Below are 22,536 nucleotides of genomic sequence, written 5' to 3' on the forward strand. Positions count from 1 at the left end.
TGCCAGGTGTGCCGGGCCGGGGCGGAACCGGAGTCAGCGGACGGCGGCCCGCCGGTAGGCCCAGGTGGCGGCGGACAGCGACAGCACGCCCACGGCCCCGCACACGGCGAGGTCGGCGGCGACGGCCGCCCAGTCGGGGTGCGGTGCGAAGGTCCGCGCGAAGGCCTCCACCCCGTACGTCGACGGCAGCAGGTCCCGCGCCCACACGATCACGCCGGGCATCCGCTCGGCCGGCAGCACGCCCAGCAGCAGCGCCGCCGACATGCCCAGCTGCCCGGCCAGCGTGGCCAGCTCCTGCCGCGGCGCGAGCAGGCCGAGGGCCGCGCCCAGCCCGGCCAGCGCCGCCCCGGCCAGCGGCACCACCGCGGCCAGGATCCACAGCCCGCCCATCGGCAGCCCGAACAGCAGGCACCCGAACACCGCGGTGACCAGGGTGCCCGGCAGGGTGAAGGAGGCGTACGCGGCGGCCGCGCCCAGCACCACCGAGGCGGGCGGGACGGGCAGCGTGGCGTAGTGGTCCAGGCCGCCGCCGGCCCGCAGCTGGCCGAAGTACTGGGCGAGCAGGTTCAGCGCCACGAACGCGACGACCAGCACCGAGGAACCGGCCACGACGGCCTGCGCCTCGGTACCGCCGTCCACCACGCCCCGCATCAGGATCATGATCCCGACGGACTGGAAGGTGGCGACGAACAGCAGCGGGATCCGCGCCACCCGGGCCCGGGACAGCTGCGCCCGGTACACGGCGGCGAGCGAGGGGAGGAAGCGGGCCCGGGGGGCCAGCGCGCCCGCGTCGGCGGCAGCGGGGGCGGCTGCGGTTGCGTCGGCAGTGCTCACGACTTCACCAGGCCCTTCGTGGTGCGCCCGCCCAGCGCGAGGTAGACGTCCTCCAGGCTCGGGGTCGCCAGCTTGAAGTCGTCGAGGGCGGCGAAGGCCGGGCCGCCGGTCACCGCGGCCACGGCGGCCCGCGCCTCGTCCGGCGGCAGCCGCAGCACCCAGCGGCGCCCGGACTCGGCTGCCGTCGCGGCGAGCGCGGCGACCTCGGGCACGTCCAGCGGCGGCGCGGTCCGCCACACGAGTTCGAGGCGGACCTCGTCGCAGATCCGGGCCTTCAGCGCGGCGGGCGTGTCGCAGGCGATGACCTTGCCCTGGTCGATGACGGCGACCCGGTCGAGGACGGTCTCGGCCTCGATGACGTTGTGGGTGACGAGCAGGACGGTGGTGCCGTGCCGGGCGCGCCGCCGGTCCACGGCCGACCACACCGCCCGCCGGGCGACGGGGTCCATGCCGGTGGTGGGCTCGTCGAGGACCAGCACCTGCCGCTCCCCCACCAGGGCGGCGGCGAAGCAGGCCAGCCGCCGCTGCCCGCCGGACAGCATCTTCAGGGGCCGCCCGGCGATCGCGGTCAGCCCGAGCTCCTCCAGGACGGCGTCCCGGGCGTCCCGGGCGGCGCGGGCGCCGAGGCCGCGCAGCCGTCCGGTGGTCTCGGCGGCGAGGGCCACGGTGAGCTCGTCGAGGGCGGTGGACTCCTGGCCGAGGTAGGCGAGGAGCCGGGCCGCCCGTTCGGGGTGGCGTACGAGGTCGTGGCCGAGCAGGGCCACGGAGCCGGAGTCGGGCCGCAGCAGCCCGGTGAGCTGCCGGACGAGGGTGGACTTGCCGGCGCCGTTGGGGCCGAGCAGGCCGAAGACCTCGCCGCGCCGGACGTCCAGGGAGATCCCGTCGTTGGCGCGGGTCTCGGGCAGGGCGGGGGTCCCGCGCCGGCCGCGTACGGCGGGGTAGGTCTTGACCAGGTCACGCACGGTGCAGACCACGCCGTCGGCCGCCGGCGCCGCCGCGGCCGCCGTCGTGCTGCGGCTGCCCTGCGGTCTCGCTGGTGCTGTGCCCGTACTCACGAGGGAGCAGCCTACGCGGCCCCGGCCCCTACTCGGGCGCCGGGGTCGCGGGGACTCCCGGCGCGGCGGTCGGTGGGGCGGGTACCCGCTCGGCCGCGGCGCGGACGTCGATCTCCCGCCAGAAGCCGGCGCGGATGGCGTACCGGTCGTGTTCGTCGATCTGGTCGTCCTTGTGGGCGAGGAGGCCGAACCGGGCGGCGTAGCGCAGCAGCTCCCCGTCGATGCGGTGCGGGATCCGCGGGTACATGGTGGCGAGTTTCTGCAGGTGGACGGCTTCCGGGAGGCGTTCCATCCAGCGCCGGGCGAAGACCTGGCCGACCTCGAACGGGTCGCCGCCGACGGTGGTGATGTCCTCCTCGCGGTCCGCCCAGCGCTGCTCGGCGCTGGTGAGCTGGGCGAGGGTGGGCAGGGAGGCGGTCTCGGCGGGTTCGCCGAGCGGGCCGGGCCGGTCGATCCAGCCCTTGTCGGAGGACCAGCGCAGGGCGCTGGCCGGGGAGGGGGAGGGGGTGACGCCGTGGCCGTGCGCGGGACCGGGCTGGTTGCCGGGGGAACGCAGGGAGCCGGCGAGGTCCTTCGGGGTGGGTACGGTCCTGCCGCCGACGGCGGGGGCGGGCACGGGCGCTGCGCCGGCCTCGGGGGCGGCCGGGGCCGGGTCCGCGGCCGGGGCGCCCGCGGCGGCGCTGCGGGCGGCCTCGGCGAGGGCCGCCTCGGGCAGCGGGGCGGAGAGGATCGCGGCGATCTCGGGGCGGGGCGCGGGCGGGGGCGAGCACAGGCCGGTGAGGTCCTTGGCGCGGACGGCGCGGGTGATCCAGGCCCGGTCCAGGACGCGGCGCTCGTCGGCCTCGGCGACGAGGTCCTCGGACTGGTTGTAGTCGCCGTCGGCGGCCTGGACGGCCCACAGGTGGACGGCGACGCCGTGCTCCTTGGCGGACATCAGGCCGGGCAGGAGGTCCCCGTCACCCGTGACGAGCACGATGTCGGAGCAGGCGCGGTTGCGGGCCAGCTCGGTGAGCTCGGCGTGCATGGCGGCGTCCACGCCCTTCTGCGCCCAGCGGCCGTCGCTGCGGGTCAGGGCGCCGAGCCGGACGGTGACCCGGGGCATGACGCGCAGCCGGCGGTGTTCGGGCTGGGGCACCCGGTCGGGTGCACCGTCGAACCAGTAGATGCGCAGCAGGGGCTGCTGGGTGTCGGCCTCGGCCCGTTCGCGCAGGCCGTGGATGAGGGCGGCGTGGTCGACGGTGATGCGGGAGCGGGAGGGCTCACCCGCGAGAAGGCTTGCGGCGGCGCCCAGCAGATAGCCGGCGTCCACCAGGACGACGCAGCGGTCCACGCGTTCCACCTCTTCCGTGGGGGGATCCTCTGGTTTTCCCCGAGTCTGCCCGACCACACGGGTGTTGACGGCCGGAACTGGATCATCGGCGTGGCGTATCTCACGGTTTTCGGGACGCGGGCGGTCGGCGGCACGCGGGAAAGATCCAAAATGCGCGGTTTGTGATGCTGTGTGAGTGTGAAGGCGGTCCTGGCCCCTAGACCCTCACGGAGGCTCCACCATGGCCAAGAACAAGAACCAGAAGCAGCCGAAGCAGCAGCGCTCCTCGGCGCAGGAACCGTCGAAGGGCTCGCAGGAGACGTCGTCCGAGTCGTCCTCCTCGTCGTCGCCGAGTCCGATGGATATGGCGCGCAAGGGCAAGCAGAAGCGCTTCGGCCACAACTGACGCCGCCGCCCGGCGCCGCCGGCGCCGTGGGGCAGATGCGCGAGGGCGCGCCCGGAGGCGTTCCGGGCGCGCCCTCTGCTGCGGTGCCGGTGCGCCGGCGGTGACGGGTCGGGCGGTCAGCCGGCCAGGCAGGACGGTCCGAGGAGCACCTTGAGGTCGCCGAAGAGGGCCGGGTCGGGCTGGACCCGGTGCCGGTCGAGGCGCAGCACGGTGGTGGACCGGGGCCCCTGGAGCTTGATCCGGACCTCGGTGTTGCCCTTGTGGTGGCGGAGGATCTCGCCCAGCCGGGTGACCATCGGAGGGGTGACCTTGACGGTGGGGATGGTGAGGACGACGGGGGCGTTCGTCCCGGCCGCGGAAAGGTCGGGGACCATCAGCTCCATGGCGACGAGCCGGGGCACGTCCTCGCGCTTGTCGAGGCGGCCCTTGACGAAGACGACCGCGTCCTCGACCAGCTGGGTGGAGACGAGCTGGTAGGTGGCGGGGAAGAACATGCACTCGATGGAGCCGGCGAGGTCCTCGACGGTGGCGATGGCCCAGGCGTTGCCCTGCTTGGTCATCTTCCGCTGGAGGCCCGAGATGATGCCGCCGATGGTGACGACGGCCCCGTCGGCGTGCTCGCCGCCGGTGAGCTGGGAGATGCCCGCGTCCGTCTTGTCGGACAGGACGTGCTCCAGGCCGAAGAGCGGGTGGTCGGAGACGTACAGGCCGAGCATCTCGCGCTCCTGGGCGAGCAGGTAGGACTTCTCCCACTCCACGTCGGAGAACTCGACGTCGAGGCCGAAGCCGGGCTCGTCGCCGCCCTCGTCGCCCATGGCGCCGAAGAGGTCGAACTGGCCCTCGGCCTCCTTGCGCTTGACCGCGACCACGGTGTCGATCATCGGCTCGTGCTGGGCGACGAGGCCCTTGCGGGTGTGCCCCATCTCGTCGAAGGCGCCGGCCTTGATCAGCGATTCGATGGTGCGCTTGTTGCAGACCACGGCCTCGACCTTGTCGAGGAAGTCCGGGAAGGAGGAGTACTTCCCCTTGGCCTTGCGGGTCTTGATGATCGAGTCCACCACGTTCTGGCCGACGTTGCGGACGGCGGTGAGGCCGAAGAGGATCACGTCGTCGCCCTGGGCGGCGAAGTTCGACTCGGATTCGTTGACGTTCGGCGGGAGCACCTTGATGCCCATGCGGCGGCACTCGTTCAGGTAGACGGCGGACTTGTCCTTGTCGTCCTTGACCGAGGTGAGCAGGCCGGCCATGTACTCGGCCGGGTGGTTGGCCTTGAGGTAGGCGGTCCAGTACGAGACCAGGCCGTACGCGGCGGAGTGGGCCTTGTTGAAGGCGTAGCCGGCGAAGGGGACCAGCACGTCCCACAGCGCCTGGATGGCCTCGTCCGAGTAGCCGTTCTTGCGGGCGCCCTCCTGGAAGATCGTGAAGTTCTTGGCCAGCTCCTCGGGCTTCTTCTTGCCCATGACGCGGCGGAGGATGTCGGCCTCGCCGAGCGAGTAGCCGGCGATGATCTGGGCGGCCTTCTGCACCTGCTCCTGGTAGACGATCAGGCCGTAGGTGACCGCGAGGACCTCTTCGAGCGGCTTCTCCAGCTCGGGGTGGATCGGGGTGATCTCCTGCTGCTTGTTCTTGCGCAGGGCGTAGTTCGTGTGCGAGTTCATGCCCATCGGGCCCGGCCGGTACAGGGCGGACACGGCGGAGATGTCTTCGAAGTTGTCGGGCTTCATCAGCCGCAGCAGGGACCGCATGGGCCCGCCGTCGAACTGGAAGACGCCGAGGGTGTCGCCGCGCTGGAGCAGCTCGAAGGTCTTGGGGTCGTCGAGCGGGAGGGCCAGGAGGTCGATGTCGATCCCCTTGTTGGCCTTCACCATCTTGACGGCGTCGTCCATGATCGTGAGGTTGCGCAGGCCGAGGAAGTCCATCTTCAGCAGGCCGAGCGACTCGCAGCTCGGGTAGTCCCACTGGGTGATGGTGACGCCGTCGGTGTGCCGCACCCAGACGGGCACGTGGTCGGTGATCTTCTCGCTGGACATGATCACGCCGGCGGCGTGCACGCCCATCTGGCGGACCAGGCCCTCCACACCGCGGGCGGTGTCGATGACCTTCTTCACGTCCGGCTCGTTCTCGTACATCCCGCGGATCTCGCCGGCCTCGCCGTAGCGGGGGTGCGAGGGGTCGAGGATGCCGGAGAGCGGGATGCCCTTGCCGAGGACGTCGGCAGGCATGGCCTTGGTGAGCCGGTCGCCCATGGCGTACGGGTAGCCCAGCACGCGAGCCGAGTCCTTGATCGCGTTCTTGGCCTTGATCGTGCCGTACGTGCCGATCATGGCGACCTTGTCGGCGCCGTACTTCTCGGTCACGTACCTGATCACCTCGACGCGCCGGCGCTCGTCGAAGTCGATGTCGACGTCGGGCATGGAGACGCGCTCGGGGTTGAGGAACCGCTCGAAGATCAGGCCGTGCGGGATCGGGTCGAGGTCGGTGATGCCCATGGCGTACGCGACGATCGAGCCGGCCGCGGAGCCACGGCCGGGGCCCACCGCGATGCCCTGGTTCTTGGCCCACATGATGAAGTCGGCGACCACGAGGAAGTAGCCCGGGAAGCCCATCGAGATGATCGTGTCCATCTCGTACTCGACCTGCTTCATGCGGTCCTCGGGGATGCCGCCCGGGAAGCGGCGGTGCATCCCCCTCATGGTCTCCTCGCGGAACCAGGTGACCTCGGTGTAGCCCTCCGGGATGTCGAACTTCGGCATCAGGTTCCGGAACTTGAACATGCCCTCGGTGTCGATCTGCTCCGCCACCCGCTGGGTGTTCGCGCAGCCCTCCTGCCAGGCGTCCGAGGAGTCGATGGCGTACATCTCCTCCGTGGACTTCAGGTAGTAGCCGGAGCCGTCGAAGCGGAAGCGGTCCGGGTCGGAGAGGTTCTTGCCGGTCTGGATGCAGAGCAGGGCGTCGTGCGCGCCGGCCTCGTGCGCGTACGTGTAGTGGGAGTCGTTGGTGACCAGCGGCGGGATGCCGAGCTTCTTGCCGATCTCCAGCAGGCCGTCGCGGACCCGGCGCTCGATCTCGATGCCGTGGTCCATCAGCTCCAGGAAGTAGCGGCCCTCGCCGAAGATGTCCTTGTAGTCCGAGGCCGCCTTGACCGCCTCGTCGAACTGGCCGAGGCGCAGGCGGGTCTGCACCTCGCCCGAGGGGCAGCCGGTGGAGGCGATCAGGCCCTCCGACCACTGGGCGATGGTCTCCTTGTCCATGCGGGGCCACTTCGTGAGCCAGCCCTCGGCGTAGGCGTCGGAGGACAGCCGGAAGAGGTTGTGCAGGCCGGTGTCGTTCGCCGCCCAGATCGTCTTGTGCGTGTAGCCGCCGGAGCCGGAGACGTCGTCCCGCTTCTGGTGCGGCTGGCCCCAGGTGATCCTCCGCTTGTTGCGGCGGGACTCGGGCGCCACGTACGCCTCGATGCCGATGATCGGCGTGATCCCGGCCTTCTGCGCGGTGTGGAAGAAGTCATACGCGCCGTGCAGGTTGCCGTGGTCGGACATGGCGATGTGCGACATGCCCATCTCGTTGCACGCCGCGAACATGTCCTTCAGCCGCGCGGCACCGTCCAGCAGCGAGTACTGGGTGTGGACGTGCAGGTGCGTGAACGGCGTCTTGGCCACGGCGCGGGACCTCCGGGGGCGGGGTAGGGGGCAGCTTCGAATCCTACGTCCCACGGGTGACACATTCCGGGCACCTGGGGGTACGGTCGGGCGTTGCAGAACCAGGTGGTCCCGCACGGCGTCCAGTCGGTCGGAACCAGTCCAGCCCGTGCACCAGGAGGAACCCGCCATGGCGGTCCCCGAGACGGCGAACGAACAGCGCGCCGAACAGATACTGGATGTCTTCGACACCGCCTTCGGTGAGCTGCTCGCCGCCGACCCCGCCGCCTTCCAGGTCAAGTTCCGGAAGATGGCCGCCTCCGCTTTCGCCTTCTACCGGGGCACCGCCTGCCTCTTCTACGCCGACCTGGAGCGCGAGCGCCACGGCGGGCCCTACCTGGACGACCGGACCGGCCGGGTGTGGATCCACGGTGATCTGCACGCCGAGAACTTCGGCACGTACATGGACTCCACCGGCCGCCTCGTCTTCAACGTCAACGACTTCGACGAGGCCTACGTCGGCCCCTTCACCTGGGACCTCAAGCGCTTCGCGGCCTCCGTGGCCCTGATCGGCCACGCCAAGGCGCTCAGCGACGATCAGATCGGCGAGCTGGTGCGGATCTACGCCGCCGCCTACCGCGAGCGGATCCACGCCCTGGCCGCCGGCGCCAAGCACGAGGAGGTCCCCTCCTTCACCCTGGACACCTCCCAGGGGCCCCTGCTGGCCGCCCTGCGCTCGGCCCGCTCCCGCACCCGCTTCGCCCTCCTGGACTCCATGACCGAGATCCGGGACTACGAGCGCCGCTTCACCTCCGGCGGCGGCTCCATCGAGCTCGACGCGGCGACCCGCTACAAGGTCCTGGCCGCCTTCGACGAGTACCTGGAGACCCTGCCCGACGAATCCCTGGTGCGCCCGGACTCCTACCGGGTCAAGGACGTGGTGGGCCGCCGCGGCGTCGGCATCGGCTCGGCGGGGCTGCCCTCGTACAACATCCTGCTGGAGGGCCACAGCGACGCCCTGGAGAACGACGTCGTGATCTACCTCAAGCAGGCGCAGACCCCGGCCGTGTCCCGGCACATCACCGACCGGGCGGTGCGGGAGTACTTCCGGCACGAGGGGCACCGCACGGTGATCTCCCAGCGCGCCCTCCAGGCGCACGCCGACCCCTGGCTGGGCTGGACGGAGATCGAAGAGGGGGGACGCCGGGTCGGCCAGCTGGTGGCCGAGGTCTCCCCGTACGCGGTGGACCTGGACTGGTCGGACCTGGACGACCCGGAGGAGATCGCGGCCGTGGTCGCGGACCTGGGCCGGGCGACCGCGACCATGCACGCCTCGGCCGACGAGGCGGAGAGCGGCCACAGCCTCGTCCCCTTCTCCACGGAGCGCGCCATCGACGCCGCGATCGCCACCGACGAGGAGGGCTTCGCCGAGCTCCTGGTGGACTTCGCGCACGCCTACGGGGCCCGCGCCCGCGCCGACCACCAGCTCTTCGTGGACCTGTTCCGCAACGGCCGGATCCGGCCGTAGCCGGGCCCGCCCCCGGACCCGGAGCCATGCGTTCACAGAAAGCCATGGCACACTCACGGCGATGGACATATCAAGAGCAGGACTGAGAGGGCTGCGGGCCGCGCTGTTCAGCGCGGTCGTCGTGCTGCTGTCGGCCGGCTCGCACGTCCTGATCGCGGGGGTGCCGCTGCCGCCGGCGCCGGCCGCCGGGGCCTTCGCCTCCGTGTTCCTCATAGCCTGGGCGCTGGCGGGCCGCGAGCGGGGCTTCGGCCCGATCGCCGGGCTGCTGGTGCCGCTGGAGCTGGCCGCCGACACCGTCTTCACCGCCGGCCAGCACGTCTGCTACGGGCCCTCCGGCGGCCCGGTGTCCGGCCCGCTGCGGGCGCTGGGGCTGCACGAGCTGTGCGCCGGAACGCCGCTGGGCGGCCCGCTGGCCGGGATGTCCGGCCCCGCCGGGCATCCCGCGGCCCTGCCCGGCCCGGCCGGGGCGTGGACGCCGTGGCTGCTGCTCGGCGCGCACGTCTCCGTCGGACTGCTGGCCGCGGTCTGGCTGCGGTACGGCGAGCGGGCGCTGGGGCAGCTGCTGCGCGCGGTGGCCGGCCTCGCGTTCCGGCCGCTGCGGCTGGCGGCGGCCTCGGCGCGGGCGGGCGCCGGCCGCCGGCCGGGCCGGGGCCCGCGCCCGGCCCACGCCGGCCCGGCCGGCCGGACCCGCTTGCCCGACCACTCCGTGGGGCTGCGGGGGCCTCCCGTACGCGGCGCGCTCGTGCGCGCCTGAACCCGTACGGCACACCCCCTCATCCATGTCACACCCCACGGAGACCACCATGAGTGCACGCAACAGCCAGGCCAACAAGGCGGCGGCCCGCGAGCGGCTGCGCGCCGAGCGCGAGAAGCAGGCGAAGAAGGACAAGGCCCGCCGGCAGATCGCCGTGGCCGGCGCGGTCGTCGGCATCCTCGCCCTCGCCGGCGGCGTCGGCTACGCCGTCGTCCAGGCCAACCAGCCCGACGAGTGGGAGAAGGCGGCGACGGCCGAGCTGGTCGCCCCGAAGAACACCACGGGCGAGAACGGCACGACCGTCGTCATCGGCAAGCCCGACGCCAAGAAGACGCTGGAGCTGTACGAGGACGCCCGCTGCCCGGTCTGCTCCCAGTTCGAGCAGAAGGTCGGCCCGCAGATCAAGAAGGACGTCGAGGCGGGCAAGTACAAGCTCCAGTTCGTCGGCGCCACCTTCCTCGACAAGGGCCTCGGCGGCAGCGGCTCGAAGAACGCCCTGAGCGCGCTGGGCGCGGCCCTGAACGTCGGCCCCGAGGCGTTCGCCGAGTACAAGGCGGCCCTGTACGCGCAGGAGAACCACCCCGACGAGCGGGACGACAAGTTCGGCAAGGACGAGTTCCTGCTGAAGGTCGCCGACCAGGTCCCGGCGCTCAAGGGCAACGCCGAGTTCAAGAAGGCCGTCGAGGACGGCACGTACAACCGGTGGGCGATCGAGATGTCGAAGGTCTTCGACAAGGCGGGCCTGGAGGGCACCCCGTCGCTGAAGATGGACGGCAAGAAGATCGAGATCAAGATGAACCCGGACGAGTTCACGGCGGCGGTCGACAAGGCCATCGCGGGCTGAGTGCCCAGCGCCGGGGGCCCGGCGCCACAACGAGCGGGCGAACTCCCAGAGTTCGTCCGCTCGTTGCTTTCCCAGGGGTGTACCGGCGGTTATACCCGTCAGTAATATGACCACCCGTGACCAGTCAACTCACCTCCCACACCGCGGCAACCCCCCGCCGCCGTACGGTCGTCAAGGCCGCTGCCGCCACCGCGGCGCTCACCCCCTTCGCGACGGCCGCCCTGGGCATATCCCCCGCCTCCGCAGCCGCGGGCGGACCCGCCTTCCTGCACGGCGTCGCCTCCGGCGACCCGCTCCCCGACGGGATCCTGCTGTGGACCCGTGTCACGCCCGTCCCCGAGGCCGTACCCGGCTCCGGCGCCGGCCCGGCCACCCCGGTGGGCTGGGAAGTGGCCGAGGACCGGGGGTTCTCCCGGATCGTCGCGAGCGGCACGGTCACCGCCACCGCCGCCTCCGACCACACGGTCAAGGCGGACGTCCGCGGACTGAAGCCGGGAGCCCCGTACTTCTACCGGTTCACCGCCGGCACCGCCACCTCCCCGGTCGGGCGCACCCTGACCGCCCCCCGCCACGACGCGGCGACCCCCTCCGTCCGCTTCGGCGTGGTCTCCTGCGCCAACTGGGAGGCCGGGTACTTCTCCGCGTACCGCCACCTGGCCGCGCGCAGCGACCTGCACGCGATCCTGCACCTCGGCGACTACATCTACGAGTACCCGAGCGGGGGCTACCCGGAGGAGAAGTACGCCGTCCGCCGGCACGAGCCGCTGCACGAGATCACCACCCTCGCCGACTACCGGGCCCGGCACGGCAAGTACAAGACGGACGCCGACCTCCAGGCCCTGCACGCGGCGCACGCCGTCGTCGCCATCTGGGACGACCACGAGTTCGCCAACGACGCCTGGTCGGGTGGCGCCGAGAACCACACCCCGGGGGCCGAGGGCGACTGGGCGGCCCGGGCGGCCGCCGCGAAGGCCGCCTACTTCGAGTGGATGCCCGTGCGCACCTCCACCGCCGGCACGGTCTACCGCCGGCTGCGCTTCGGCTCCCTCGCCGACCTGCACCTGCTCGACCTGCGCAGCTTCCGCTCCCAGCAGGTCAAGGTGGGCAGCGGAGGGGTGGACGACCCGGAGCGCACCATCACCGGGCGCGCCCAGCTGGACTGGCTCAAGTCGGGCCTGTCGGGCTCGGACGCCACCTGGAAGCTGGTCGGAACCTCGGTCATGATCTCCCCGGTCGCGTTCGGGTCCCTGCCCGCGCACCTGCTGGCGCCGCTCGCGAAGCTCCTCGGCCTGCCCGAGGGCGGAATCGCCATCAGCACGGACCAGTGGGACGGCTACACCGACGACCGCAAGGAGCTGCTCGGCCACCTGAGGGACCGGAACATCAAGAACACGGTGTTCCTGACCGGTGACATCCACATGGCCTGGGCCAACGAGGTCCCGGTGAACATGGCGACGTACCCGGGCTCGGGGACGGCCGCGACGGAGTTCGTGGTGACGTCGGTGACCAGCGACAACATCGACGACCTCCTGCACGTTCCGGCGAACACCGCGTCACTGGCGGCGGAGGCCGCCATCAAGGCCGCGAACTGGCACGTGAAGTGGCTCGACATGGACGCGCACGGGTACGGCGTGCTGGACGTGACGGCCGAGCGCTCGCAGATGGACTACTACGTCCTGTCCGACAAGCGGAGGCAGGACGCCACGTCGGCGTGGTCCCGCTCGTACCGCACGCTGAACGGCACTCAGAAGGTGGAACGGGTCTGGGCGCCCGTCCGCTGAGCGGACGATCTTACTGACGGTTCGTCACATCATTGGCGCAAGGGGGTGCTTGGTGCAGACCAAGTGCCCCCTCAACCTCAGAAGCAACAAATCTTTTACTTACAGGTCTTGCTAGGTGCATGACATGGACACATAAGCTTCGCGCCAGCGTGAGGAAATCCCTCACCCCCCACCACGCTTGCGAGGAGTTCCACGTGCGCGCTTCCGCCCGCATATCCCCCATGCTCCGCCGCCGCCTCATGGCCCCCGCCGTCCTGGCCGGCGCCCTGGCGTTCACCCCCGTCTCCGCCCCGGCCACCCTGGCCGCCGCGGCGCCGACCGGCGCCGAGCAGTGCGCCGAGGAGACCTCCGGCGCCTCGGCCGACGCCCGCGTCGCCCGCCCGCAGGACAAGCACGCCGCCGAGCCCAACGAGGTGACGGAGGCCCAGGTCAAGGCCATGGACGCCGACCTGGCCAAGAAGCTCGCCCAGCTCGGCCCGCAGCGCCAGATGCGCGCCGCCGAGGCCACCGCCGCGACGACCATCCCGGTGTACTTCCACGTCATCCACAACGGCACCCAGGGCAAGCTGTCCGCCACGGACATCAACAACCAGCTCGCCGTCCTCAACTCCGCCTACAGCGGCCAGGGCACCGGCAACGTCAACTCCGGCTACCAGTTCCAGCTGGTCTCCACCGACTACACCGACAACGCCTCCTGGTACGGCGTGTCCCACGGCTCCCAGGCCGAGAAGGACATGAAGAACGCCCTGCGCCAGGGCGGTTCCGACGCGCTGAACGTCTACACGGCCAACCTCGGCGGCGGCCTGCTCGGCTGGGCGACCTTCCCGAGCTCCTACGCCTCCCAGCCGCAGATGGACGGCGTGGTCCTGCTCAACACCTCGCTGCCGGGCGGCTCCGCCGCCAACTACAACGAGGGCGACACCGCCACCCACGAGGTCGGCCACTGGATGGGCCTGTACCACACCTTCCAGGGCGGCTGCAACGGCAGCGGTGACTCCGTCGCCGACACCCCGGCCGAGAAGAGCGCCGCGTACGAGTGCCCGACCGGCCGCGACAGCTGCGCCAGCAAGGCCGGCGCCGACCCGATCCACAACTTCATGGACTACACCTACGACTCCTGCATGTACCAGTTCACCGCCGGCCAGGTGGCCCGCATGCAGAGCATGTGGAGCGCCTACCGCGCCTGACCGGCCTGACCGGGCCTCACCGGGGGGCCTGACCCGGCCTGGCCACGGCTGACGCACGAGGGGCGGGGCACACGGTGTGCCCCGCCCCTCGTGGCGTGTTCCGGCTCCCGGCCCCGCTGCCGCCGAACGGCGGCGGCTACAGGCTGTCGAGGAAGGCGAGCGCCGCCTTCCAGGCCTGCTCCGCGGCCTCCGCGTCGTAGTCGTCGAGGTCCGGGTCGGTGAACAGGTGCCCGGCCCCCGGGTATCGGTGGATCTCGACGTCCGCGCCCGCCCGCTGCATCCGCAGGTACCAGGCCGTCAGCCAGTCGTGGGGCTCGAACGGGTCCGGGTCGGCGACGTGCAGCTGCACCGGCAGGTCGTCGACCGCGGCGTCCTCCTCCAGGTCGGCCGTGCCGTGCAGGAGCAGCAGCCCGCGCGCCTTCTCGTCGGCCAGCGCCAAGTGCTGGGCGAGGGAGCCGCCGAAGGAGAAGCCCGCGTACACGAGCCCCTGGTCGGAGTGGGGCGCGGCGGCGAGCACCGCGCGCCGGAGCAGCTCGTCCCGGCCGGTCTCGTCCCGGAAGGCCATGCCCTCCTCGACGGTCTCGAAGGTGCGCCCCTCGAAGAGATCGGGCACCTGGACCTGGTGCCCGGCGGCGCGCAGCCGGTCGGCCGCCGCGTGCACCGCGGGCCGCAGCCCGTACGTCGAATGGAAGAGCACGATGTTCATGCACACCATCGTGCCAGTTTCCGCGCGCCCGTTGCGGTTAGGTTCACGTCCATGGACACGGACACCGTTCTGCGCCCGGCCCTGGTCGTCGGCGGGGTGCTGGCCGTCACCCTCGTCGCCGGCTGGCTGCTGGACCTGCTGCTGCGCCGCGCCGACGCCCGCCACGGGGAGACCCCGCTGTGGGGGCTGCTGCGCCGCTGCCGCACCCCGTTCCGGCTCACGCTGGCCACCGCCCTGCTCTACGGCGCGCACCGCCAGGCCCGGATCCTGCCCGAGCACACCGCAGCCGTGGGCCGCGCCCTCACCCTCGTACTGATCGCCTCGACGGCCTGGCTGCTGGTGCGCATCGCGACGGCGGTCGTGGACTCCGTGTACGCCCGCTACGCCGACCGGACCGCGGACGAGGCGCGGGTGCGCCGGGTGCGCACCCAGGTGACGCTGATCCAGCGGGTGGTCACGGCGGCGGTGGCGGTGATCGCGGTCGCGGCCATGCTGCTCACCTTCCCGGCGATGCGGACGGTCGGCGCCTCCCTGCTGGCCTCGGCGGGCATCATCGGCATCGTCGCCGGCATCGCCGCCCAGTCCACGCTCGGCAACCTCTTCGCCGGCCTCCAGATCGCCTTCGGCGACACCGTGCGCATCGGCGACACCGTCGTCGTGGACGGGGAGTGGGGCACCGTCGAGGAGATCACCCTCACCTTCCTGGTGGTCCGCACCTGGGACGAGCGCCGGATCACCATGCCTGTGTCGTATTTCACGAGCAAGCCGTACGAGAACTGGTCGCGCGGCGGCGCCGAGATGACCGGCACCGTCTTCTGGCACCTCGACCACAGCGCCCCGCTGGAGCCGATGCGCGATCAGCTCCAGCAGATCCTGAAGGAGGTGCCGGAATGGGACGGCCGGACCGGCAGCCTGGCCGTGACGGACACCACCCCGCACACCATCCAGGTCCGCGCGGTGGTCACCGCCAAGAACGCCTCCGACATCTGGACCGTCCGCTGCGCGGTCCGCGAGCGCATGATCGCCTGGCTGGTGCACCGGCACCCGCACGCCCTCCCCCGGATCGCCACGTCCCCGGCCCCGCCCCGGCCGGGCACCGCCGGGGACACCGGGGCCCCGGACCCGGCGGACGGCAGCGGCCCGGGCGGGCCCGGCTGAGCAGCCGCGGGCCGGGTCGGGGGCGGCGAGCGCGCCCGGCGCGACCGCGGCGGCCGTGGACCCGCGCGCTACGGCAGGGTGCGGCGCATCGAGCGGTGCGGGATGCCCGCCTCCTCGAACTCGGGCCCGTAGGCCTCGTATCCGAGCCGCTCGTAGAAGCCGAGGGCGTGCGTCTGGGCCCCCAGGTCGACCGCGCGGAGGCCGAGCTGCGCCGCCTCCGCCTCGATCGCCCGGACCAGCGCGGCCCCGACGCCGAGACCGCGGGCGGCGGCGGTCACCGCGAGTCGGCCGAGCGAGCCGACCGCCGGGTCGCCGGTCTTGCCGAGGGCGGCCGGCCCGTGGAGCAGCCGGCCGGTGCCGAGCGGGCTCCCGTCAGGTGCCACGGCCAGCACGTGGACCGCGCCGGCGTCGTACGCGTCGTACTCGATCGCCTCCGGGACGGACTGCTCGACGACGAACACCTCCGTCCGCACCGCGAAGCAGGCCTTCAGGTCCTCGGGCGAGACGGCCCGCCGTACCGTGAAGGGCAGGGTCATTCGCTCTCCGCGCGGATGACGTCCAGCGCGTGCTGGAGGTCATCGGGGTACTTGCTCTCGAACTCCACCCACTGCCCGTCCGCCGGGTGCTCGAAGCCGAGGCGCACCGCGTGCAGCCACTGGCGGGTCAGCCTCAGGCGCTTGGCGATGGTCGGGTCGGCGCCGTAGGTGAGGTCGCCGACGCAGGGGTGCCGGTGGGCGGACATGTGGACGCGGATCTGGTGGGTGCGTCCCGTCTCCAGCTTGATGTCCAGCAGCGACGCGGCGCGGAAGGCCTCGATCAGGTCGTAGTGGGTGACCGAGGGCTTGCCCTCCTGGGTCACGGCCCACTTGTAGTCCGCGCTGGGGTGCCGGCCGATGGGGGCGTCGATGGTGCCGCTCATCGGGTCCGGGTGGCCCTGGACAAGGGCGTGGTAGCGCTTGTCCACGACGCGCTCGCGGAACTGGTTCTTCAGCGAGGTGTAGGCGCGCTCCGACTTGGCGACGGCCATCAGGCCGGACGTGCCGACGTCGAGGCGGTGCACGATGCCCTGGCGCTCGGCGGCGCCGGAGGTGGAGATCCGGTAGCCGGCGGCGGCGAGGCCGCCGATGACGGTGGTGCCGGTCCAGCCGGGGCTCGGGTGGGCGGCGACGCCGACGGGCTTCATGATGACCACGACGTCGTCGTCGTCGTGGATGATCTCCATGCCGGGCACCGGCTCGGCGACGACCTCGACCGCGCGGGGCGGGGCGGGCATCTCCACTTCGAGCCAGGCGCCGCCGTGCACGCGCTCGGACTTCCCGACGACGCTGCCGTCGACCGAGACCTTCCCCGCGGCGGCGAGCTCGGCGGCCTTGGTCCGGGAGAACCCGAACATGCGGGAGATGGCGGCGTCGACGCGCTCGCCTTCGAGGCCGTCGGGTACGGGCAGGGTGCGGATCTCGGGAATCGTGCTCACCCGTCGAGTATGCCGGACGCGGCGAGGGGCACGGTCCGGCCTGCTGCCGTCTTCAGTCCTTGTGGACCGTGCCGTCCGGGTCCAGGCCCTTGAACGAGAGCAGCACGATCAGGATGCCGCCGCACACGATGGCGGTGTCGGCGAGGTTGAAGACGGCGAAGTGCGCGGGCGCGATGAAGTCGACCACGGCCCCCCGGAACACGCCCGGTGAGCGGAAGATCCGGTCGGTCAGGTTGCCCAGCGCGCCGCCGAGCAGCAGGCCCAGCGCGATCGCCCAGGGCAGGCTGTACAGCTTGCGGGCGAGCCGGACGATCACGACGATCACGGTGGCCGCGATCAGGGTGAAGATGATCGTGAAGGCCTCGCCGAAGCCGAAGGCCGCTCCGGGGTTGCGGATCGCCTCGAACTTCAGCAGGTCGCCGATGATCCGGATCGGCGGCTGGTGCTCCAGCTCCGCCACGACGACCATCTTGGTGCCGAGGTCCACCAGGTAGGCGAGCAGCGCCACGACCAGCAGCGCCGTGATCCGCCGGCGCCCCTTGGGTGCCGCGGGCCCGGGCTGGGCGTCGTCCCCGACCTCCGGCGTACCGATGATGCGCTCCGCCTCTGCCACGTGAGTCCCTCGAACTAGCGCGAACCGGGTTGCGATGACACAGCCCTGTCAGGTTCCTGGACCCTGACCAGACACGAGGGTACGTCAGGGTCCCCCCGACCGCGCCCCCCGGCCCGAGGCCGCTCAGTGCCGCCGCTCCTGCTTCTGCTTGCAGTCCACGCAGAGGGTGGCCCGCGGGAAGGCCTGCATGCGGGCCTTGCCGATGGGCTGCCCGCAGCTCTCGCAGAGCCCGTACGTGCCCGCGTCCAGCCGCTCCAGGGCCCGCTCGGTCTGCTCCAGCATCTCGCGGGCGTTGGCGGCGAGGGCCATCTCGGACTCGCGGGTGATGTTCTTGGTCCCGGTGTCGGCCTGGTCGTCGCCCGCGCCGTCGCCGGAATCCCGCATCAGGCCCGTGATCGCCTCCTCGGAGGCCAGCAGCTCGTCGCGCAGCCGCTCCGCCTCGGTCTCCAGCTCGGTCCGCGCCGCGGCGACCTCCGCCGGGGTCCACGGTTCCTCGCCGGGCCGTACGGCGAGCTCGCCGGGGGCGGCCGGGGCCCCGGTGGCCCTCGCCTTCGGCAGCCCGCTGGTGGCGGCCTCGGCCGTCTTCCTGGCCGTGCCGGTGCTCTTCCTGGCAACCACTCTCCGGGCTCCCGTCTGTTGCGCGGCCTGCGCCGCCCCCTCGGCCGCGGCCTTCCTCGCGGTCGTCGCGGTCGTCTTCGTGGCCTTCTTGGCGACCGCCGCGGTCTTCCGGGCGGTGGTGCTGCCGGCGGTGGTCTTCACGGCGGTGGTCTGCGCGGCCGCCTTGGCGGCCCCTTTCGCGGCCGTCTTCGCCGGAGCCTTCGCGGCCGTCTTCGCCGCCGCGGCCCTCGCCGGAGCCTTCGCGGTCGTCCCGGCCGCCGCGGTCGTCACGGCCGCCGTCTTCACGGCGGTCTTCACAGCGGTCTTCACCGGCGCCTTGCCGGCCGCCTTCGCGGTCGCCCCGTCGGCCTTCTTCACCGCAGCGGCCGGCTTTCGGGCCGAAGCCGCACCCTTGGCCGCCGAGGCCTGTGCGGCGGCCTTTCCGACAGCCTTCTCGGGAGTCCTCCCGGCGGTCTTTCTCGCCACCATGGCCGCGGCCCCTTCACATACTGTGACCTTGCTCGCGAATCCTGCCGGAACGATAAATCGCCTCCTGTCCCTCGGCAACGGGGCACGCGTCCGCCCCGGCCAACCTGCATCCGTTGTGCCCAGCCCACGGCCGGGTAATCCGCCCCGACGTGCCGCCGCGCGGTGCGGCCGGGGCATCGGACCGTTCGGGTCACGCCCTCGCCCCGGCCGCAGCCCGGCCGCGCGCCGCGCCGCAACCCGCCGAAAACCGGTCTGCCGCGGACGCCCCCGCCCCGTACACTGGGCCCAGCGAAAGGCATGGACGGGGACGAGTAGCGTCGGACGCAGCCGTGAGCGACCCGGGGACGGTGAGAGCCCGGGGGCGAGCGCGACGTGAAGGATCACCCCTGAGCCGCCGGAAGAAAGCCGCCACAGGCCCACGCGGAGCCCGTACGGCAAGTAGAACCGGCTTCGCACCCCAATGAGGGGGCCGCCGGACCCGTCCGGTGGCCAAGGAGGGTGGTACCGCGGGAGCGCGTCCTCGACGAAGGAGGCGGCGGCTCTCGTCCCTCCGGACGGAAGCGCCACACCGCCGGAGGAAGAGTTCAGCCTCATGACCACACCGCCGCAGTACCGCCCGGTACCCGCCCAGGTCGACCTGCCCGCCCTCGAACACGCCGTTCTCGACTTCTGGCGCGAGAGCAAGACCTTCGCCAAGACCCTCGAGCAGTCCGAGGGCCGCCCCGAGTGGGTCTTCTACGAGGGCCCGCCCACCGCGAACGGCATGCCCGGCGCGCACCACATCGAGGCCCGCGTCTTCAAGGACGTCTTCCCCCGCTTCCGCACCATGCGCGGCTACCACGTGGCCCGCAAGGCCGGCTGGGACTGCCACGGCCTGCCCGTCGAGCTCGCCGTCGAGAAGGAGCTCGGCTTCAACGGCAAGCAGGACATCGAGGCCTACGGCATCGCCGAGTTCAACGCCAAGTGCCGCGAGTCCGTGACCCGCCACACCGACGCGTTCACCGAGCTCACCACCCGCATGGGCTACTGGGTCGACCTCGACGACGCGTACCGGACCATGGACCCGGAGTACGTCGAGTCGGTCTGGTGGTCGCTGAAGGAGATCTTCGGCAAGGGCCTGCTGGTCCAGGACCACCGTGTCGCCCCCTGGTGCCCGCGCTGCGGCACCGGCCTGTCCGACCACGAGCTGGCCCAGGGCTACGAGACCGTGATCGACCCCTCGGTCTACGTGCGCTTCCCGCTGACCTCCGGCCCGCTCGCCGGCGAGGCCGCCCTCGTCGTGTGGACCACCACCCCGTGGACCCTGGTCTCCAACACCGCCGTGGCCGCCCACCCCGAGGTGACGTACGCCGTCGCCACCAACGGCGAGGAGAAGCTGGTCGTCGCCCAGCCCCTGCTGGAGAAGGCCCTCGGCGAGGGCTGGGAGGCCACCGGCCAGACCTTCACCGGCAAGGAGATGGAGCGCTGGACCTACCGGCGCCCCTTCGAGCTGGTGCCCTTCGACGCCCCCGCCCACTTCGTGGTCAACGCGGACTACGTCACCACCGAGGACGGCACGGGCCTGGTCCACCAGGCGCCCGCCTTCGGTGCCGACGACCTCGCGGTCTGCCGCGCGTACGGCCTGCCCGTCGTGAACCCCGTCCGCCCCGACGGCACCTTCGCCGAGGACGTCCCGCTGGTCGGCGGCGTCTTCTTCAAGAAGGCCGACGAGCAGCTCACCGCCGACCTCGGCGCCCGCGGCCTGCTCTTCAAGCACATCGCCTACGAGCACAGCTACCCGCACTGCTGGCGCTGCCACACCGCGCTGCTCTACTACGCACAGCCGTCCTGGTACATCCGCACCACCGCCGTCAAGGACGCGATGCTGCGGGAGAACGAGAAGACGAACTGGTTCCCCGAGTCGGTCAAGCAGGGCCGCTTCGGCGACTGGCTGAACAACAACATCGACTGGGCGCTGTCCCGCAACCGCTACTGGGGCACCCCGCTGCCCATCTGGCGCTGCGAGGAGGGCCACCTCACCTGCGTCGGCTCCCGCGCCGAGCTGTCGGAGCTGTCCGGCCAGGACCACTCGGCCCTGGACCCGCACCGCCCGTACATCGACGACGTGACCTTCCCCTGCACGGCGGAGGGCTGCTCGCACACCGCGGTCCGCGTCCCGGAGGTCATCGACGCCTGGTACGACTCGGGCTCGATGCCGTTCGCGCAGTGGGGCTACCCGTACAAGAACAAGGAAGTCTTCGAGAAGCGCTACCCGGCGCAGTTCATCTCGGAGGCGATCGACCAGACCCGCGGCTGGTTCTACACGCTGATGGCGGTCGGCACGCTCGTCTTCGACAAGTCCTCGTACGAGAACGTCGTCTGCCTGGGCCACATCCTGGCCGAGGACGGCCGCAAGATGTCCAAGCACCTGGGCAACATCCTCCAGCCGATCCCGCTCATGGACCAGCACGGCGCCGACGCGGTCCGCTGGTTCATGGCGGCCGGCGGCTCGCCGTGGGCGGCCCGCCGCGTCGGCCACGGCACGATCCAGGAGGTCGTCCGCAAGACGCTCCTCACCTACTGGAACACGGTCGCCTTCCAGGCCCTGTACGCCCGTACCGCGAACTGGGCGCCGTCCGCCGCCGACCCGGCGCCGGCCGACCGCACGGTCCTGGACCGCTGGCTGCTCTCGGAGCTGCACACGCTGGTCGGCGAGGTCACGGACGCCATGGAGGCGTACGACACCCAGCGCGCCGGCAAGCTGCTGTCCGCCTTCGTGGACGACCTGTCCAACTGGTACGTGCGCCGCTCGCGCCGCCGGTTCTGGCAGGGCGACAAGGCCGCCCTGCGGACCCTCCACGACGTGGTCGAGACGGTCACCCGCCTGATGGCCCCGCTCACCCCCTTCATCACGGAGCGGGTCTGGCAGGACATGGTCGTCCCGGTCACCCCGGACGCGCCGGAGTCCGTGCACCTGACCTCGTGGCCGGAGGCGGACGCGGCGCTCGTGGACCCGGTGCTGTCCCAGCAGATGCTGCTGGTCCGCCGCCTGGTCGAGCTGGGCCGCGCCACGCGCGCCGAGTCCGGGGTCAAGACCCGCCAGCCGCTCTCGCGGGCGCTGGTCGCGGCCGGCGGATTCGAGGCGCTCTCCCCCGAGCTGCACGCCCAGATCACCGAGGAGCTGAACGTCAGCTCGCTGGCGTCGCTGTCGGAGGTCGGCGGCTCGCTCGTCGACACCACGGCGAAGGCGAACTTCCGGGCGCTCGGCAAGCGGTTCGGCAAGGGCGTCCAGGACGTCGCCAAGGCCGTGGCCGCGGCCGACGCGGCGGCCCTGTCGCTGGCGCTGCGCTCGGGCGAGGCCACGGTGGAGGTGAACGGCGAGCCGGTCACCCTCACCTCGGAGGAGGTCATCATCACCGAGACCCCGCGGGAAGGCTGGTCGGTGGCCTCCGACTCCGGCGCCACGGTCGCCCTGGACCTGGAGATCACCCCCGAGCTGCGGCTCGCGGGCCTGGCGCGTGACGCGATCCGCCTCATCCAGGAGGCCCGCAAGAACTCGGGCCTGGACGTCGCCGACCGGATCGCCCTGCGGTGGTCCGCCACGGACCCGGAGGTCGTCACGGCCCTGACCGACCACTCCGGGCTGATCTCGGACGAGGTCCTGGCCACGGACTTCGCGCAGGGCGAGGCCGACGCGTCGTACGGCTCCCCGTTCACGGACGAGCCGCTGACCCTGTCCTTCCGCCTCCGCAAGGCGTAACCGGGCCGAACGAAACGGCGCCCCCCGAACCCGGGGGGCGCCGTTTCGCACGTCCTGCCGTACACGCAGCGGAGCGGACCGGATTCACACCGGCGTCCTCCCTCCGGCCGAGAAGGCGCGACGCCCTCTGCGCCACCGCCCCCTGCGCGGGCCCCACCCCGAGGGCCAATGCAGCCCGCCCAGCGCCCGAGGGCCGATCCAGCCCGCCCGGCGCCCAAGGGCCAATCCAGCCCGCCCGGCGATTGAGGGCAGAAGCGGTGAAGGGGCGGGGAGGGGACAAGCCCCGCAGGGAGCGGGCAGGGGGCGACGGGCAGCTGCCCCGTACCTCGTACGGAAAACGGGCCGGGGGGGGGGGGGGGGGGGGGGGGGGGGGGGGGGGGGGGGGGGGTTACATAAGGAGGAGGGCGGTTTCTCCTTTCCTGGGAAG

Annotated in this window: 17 protein-coding genes and 1 tRNA gene; 8 read left to right on the forward strand and 10 right to left on the reverse strand. The window is 72.1% G+C overall.

All coding sequences use genetic code 11. The annotated features are described in order from the left end of the window. Positions 1-33 precede the first annotated feature (33 nt). The 3 genes from AC068A_RS22835 to AC068A_RS22845 form a co-directional block, all read right to left on the reverse strand. A complete protein-coding gene (locus AC068A_RS22835; protein ID WP_478587587.1) occupies positions 34-834 on the reverse strand; it encodes an ABC transporter permease in 801 nt (266 codons plus the stop codon). Further along, the gene (locus tag AC068A_RS22840) at positions 831-1,796 is read right to left on the reverse strand and encodes an ABC transporter ATP-binding protein (protein ID WP_478587646.1); all 966 of its coding nucleotides are present in this window, start codon (positions 1,794-1,796) and stop codon (positions 831-833) included. Before AC068A_RS22840 ends, AC068A_RS22835 begins: the two co-directional genes overlap by 4 nt. A gap of 121 nt (positions 1,797-1,917) precedes the next feature. After that, positions 1,918-3,228 carry an NYN domain-containing protein gene (locus tag AC068A_RS22845; protein WP_478587589.1) on the reverse strand — a complete coding sequence of 437 codons (1,311 nt, stop codon included), beginning with the start codon at positions 3,226-3,228 and terminating at the stop codon, positions 1,918-1,920. 211 nt (positions 3,229-3,439) lie between these two features. On the opposite strand from AC068A_RS22845, the gene AC068A_RS22850 reads away from it, so the two are divergent. After that, a complete protein-coding gene (locus AC068A_RS22850; RefSeq protein ID WP_478587591.1) occupies positions 3,440-3,604 on the forward strand; it encodes a hypothetical protein in 165 nt (54 codons plus the stop codon). A 116-nt stretch (positions 3,605-3,720) separates the two neighbouring features. Here the strand turns inward: AC068A_RS22850 and dnaE are convergent, their stop codons facing one another. Then, positions 3,721-7,260, reverse strand: a complete 3,540-nt coding sequence (dnaE, locus tag AC068A_RS22855) for a DNA polymerase III subunit alpha (protein WP_478587593.1) — start codon at positions 7,258-7,260, stop codon at positions 3,721-3,723. 169 nt (positions 7,261-7,429) lie between these two features. Here dnaE and AC068A_RS22860 point away from each other — a divergent pair, with 169 nt between their 5' ends. The 5 genes from AC068A_RS22860 (at position 7,430) to AC068A_RS22880 (ending at position 13,333) form a co-directional block, all read left to right on the forward strand. Continuing rightward, positions 7,430-8,767 carry a DUF2252 domain-containing protein gene (locus AC068A_RS22860; RefSeq protein WP_478587595.1) on the forward strand — a complete coding sequence of 446 codons (1,338 nt, stop codon included), beginning with the start codon at positions 7,430-7,432 and terminating at the stop codon, positions 8,765-8,767. Positions 8,768-8,828: 61 nt separating this feature from the next. Further along, on the forward strand, positions 8,829-9,521 hold the full coding sequence (locus AC068A_RS22865) for a hypothetical protein (protein ID WP_478587597.1): 693 nt from the start codon (positions 8,829-8,831) through the stop codon (positions 9,519-9,521). Between the two features lie 49 nt (positions 9,522-9,570). Further along, the gene (locus tag AC068A_RS22870) at positions 9,571-10,365 is read left to right on the forward strand and encodes a DsbA family protein (protein ID WP_478587598.1); all 795 of its coding nucleotides are present in this window, start codon (positions 9,571-9,573) and stop codon (positions 10,363-10,365) included. A gap of 116 nt (positions 10,366-10,481) precedes the next feature. Beyond that, a complete protein-coding gene (locus tag AC068A_RS22875; RefSeq protein ID WP_478587600.1) occupies positions 10,482-12,146 on the forward strand; it encodes an alkaline phosphatase D family protein in 1,665 nt (554 codons plus the stop codon). A 239-nt stretch (positions 12,147-12,385) separates the two neighbouring features. Next, on the forward strand, positions 12,386-13,333 hold the full coding sequence (locus AC068A_RS22880) for a zinc metalloprotease (protein ID WP_478587648.1): 948 nt from the start codon (positions 12,386-12,388) through the stop codon (positions 13,331-13,333). Positions 13,334-13,469: 136 nt separating this feature from the next. Here AC068A_RS22880 and AC068A_RS22885 read toward each other — a convergent pair whose 3' ends face one another. After that, positions 13,470-14,048, reverse strand: coding sequence for a dienelactone hydrolase family protein (locus tag AC068A_RS22885; RefSeq protein WP_478587602.1), 579 nt, complete (start codon positions 14,046-14,048; stop codon positions 13,470-13,472). A gap of 42 nt (positions 14,049-14,090) precedes the next feature. On the opposite strand from AC068A_RS22885, the gene AC068A_RS22890 reads away from it, so the two are divergent. Continuing rightward, positions 14,091-15,197 carry a mechanosensitive ion channel family protein gene (locus tag AC068A_RS22890; protein ID WP_478587604.1) on the forward strand — a complete coding sequence of 369 codons (1,107 nt, stop codon included), beginning with the start codon at positions 14,091-14,093 and terminating at the stop codon, positions 15,195-15,197. A gap of 68 nt (positions 15,198-15,265) precedes the next feature. Here AC068A_RS22890 and AC068A_RS22895 read toward each other — a convergent pair whose 3' ends face one another. The 4 genes from AC068A_RS22895 to AC068A_RS22910 all read right to left on the reverse strand — a co-directional run bounded on the left by AC068A_RS22895 (position 15,266) and on the right by AC068A_RS22910 (position 18,370). Beyond that, positions 15,266-15,733: a GNAT family N-acetyltransferase gene (locus AC068A_RS22895; RefSeq protein ID WP_478587606.1), complete on the reverse strand. Its 468-nt coding sequence runs from the start codon at positions 15,731-15,733 to the stop codon at positions 15,266-15,268. Continuing rightward, a complete protein-coding gene (locus AC068A_RS22900; RefSeq protein WP_478587608.1) occupies positions 15,730-16,671 on the reverse strand; it encodes an RluA family pseudouridine synthase in 942 nt (313 codons plus the stop codon). The genes AC068A_RS22895 and AC068A_RS22900 overlap by 4 nt, the downstream gene beginning before the upstream one ends. Positions 16,672-16,723: 52 nt before the next feature. Beyond that, positions 16,724-17,284: a signal peptidase II gene (gene lspA, locus AC068A_RS22905; protein ID WP_478587610.1), complete on the reverse strand. Its 561-nt coding sequence runs from the start codon at positions 17,282-17,284 to the stop codon at positions 16,724-16,726. Positions 17,285-17,407: 123 nt separating this feature from the next. Beyond that, positions 17,408-18,370, reverse strand: coding sequence for a TraR/DksA family transcriptional regulator (locus AC068A_RS22910; protein ID WP_478587612.1), 963 nt, complete (start codon positions 18,368-18,370; stop codon positions 17,408-17,410). A 592-nt stretch (positions 18,371-18,962) separates the two neighbouring features. Between AC068A_RS22910 and ileS the strand changes: the two genes are divergently transcribed. Next, positions 18,963-22,109, forward strand: coding sequence for an isoleucine--tRNA ligase (ileS, locus tag AC068A_RS22915; RefSeq protein ID WP_478587614.1), 3,147 nt, complete (start codon positions 18,963-18,965; stop codon positions 22,107-22,109). Between the two features lie 69 nt (positions 22,110-22,178). On the opposite strand, the gene AC068A_RS22920 is transcribed toward ileS, so the two are convergent. Further along, positions 22,179-22,251 (reverse strand) — tRNA-OTHER (locus AC068A_RS22920). Between the last annotated feature and the right edge of the window lie 285 nt (positions 22,252-22,536).

This window comes from Streptomyces sp. NPDC043854 (assembly GCF_056436005.1).

What these genes read in the sequence shown, in the direction of transcription:
- AC068A_RS22850 (WP_478587591.1), top strand. Translation starts at nt 3,440, where the DNA reads ATGGCCAAGAACAAGAACCAGAAGCAGCCGAAGCAGCAGCGCTCCTCG.
- AC068A_RS22860 (WP_478587595.1), top strand. Translation starts at nt 7,430, where the DNA reads ATGGCGGTCCCCGAGACGGCGAACGAACAGCGCGCCGAACAGATACTG.
- AC068A_RS22865 (WP_478587597.1), top strand. Translation starts at nt 8,829, where the DNA reads ATGGACATATCAAGAGCAGGACTGAGAGGGCTGCGGGCCGCGCTGTTC.
- AC068A_RS22870 (WP_478587598.1), top strand. Translation starts at nt 9,571, where the DNA reads ATGAGTGCACGCAACAGCCAGGCCAACAAGGCGGCGGCCCGCGAGCGG.
- AC068A_RS22880 (WP_478587648.1), top strand. Translation starts at nt 12,386, where the DNA reads ATGGCCCCCGCCGTCCTGGCCGGCGCCCTGGCGTTCACCCCCGTCTCC.
- AC068A_RS22885 (WP_478587602.1), bottom strand. Translation starts at nt 14,048, where the DNA reads ATGGTGTGCATGAACATCGTGCTCTTCCATTCGACGTACGGGCTGCGG.
- AC068A_RS22890 (WP_478587604.1), top strand. Translation starts at nt 14,091, where the DNA reads ATGGACACGGACACCGTTCTGCGCCCGGCCCTGGTCGTCGGCGGGGTG.
- AC068A_RS22895 (WP_478587606.1), bottom strand. Translation starts at nt 15,733, where the DNA reads ATGACCCTGCCCTTCACGGTACGGCGGGCCGTCTCGCCCGAGGACCTG.
- AC068A_RS22910 (WP_478587612.1), bottom strand. Translation starts at nt 18,370, where the DNA reads ATGGTGGCGAGAAAGACCGCCGGGAGGACTCCCGAGAAGGCTGTCGGA.
- ileS (WP_478587614.1), top strand. Translation starts at nt 18,963, where the DNA reads ATGACCACACCGCCGCAGTACCGCCCGGTACCCGCCCAGGTCGACCTG.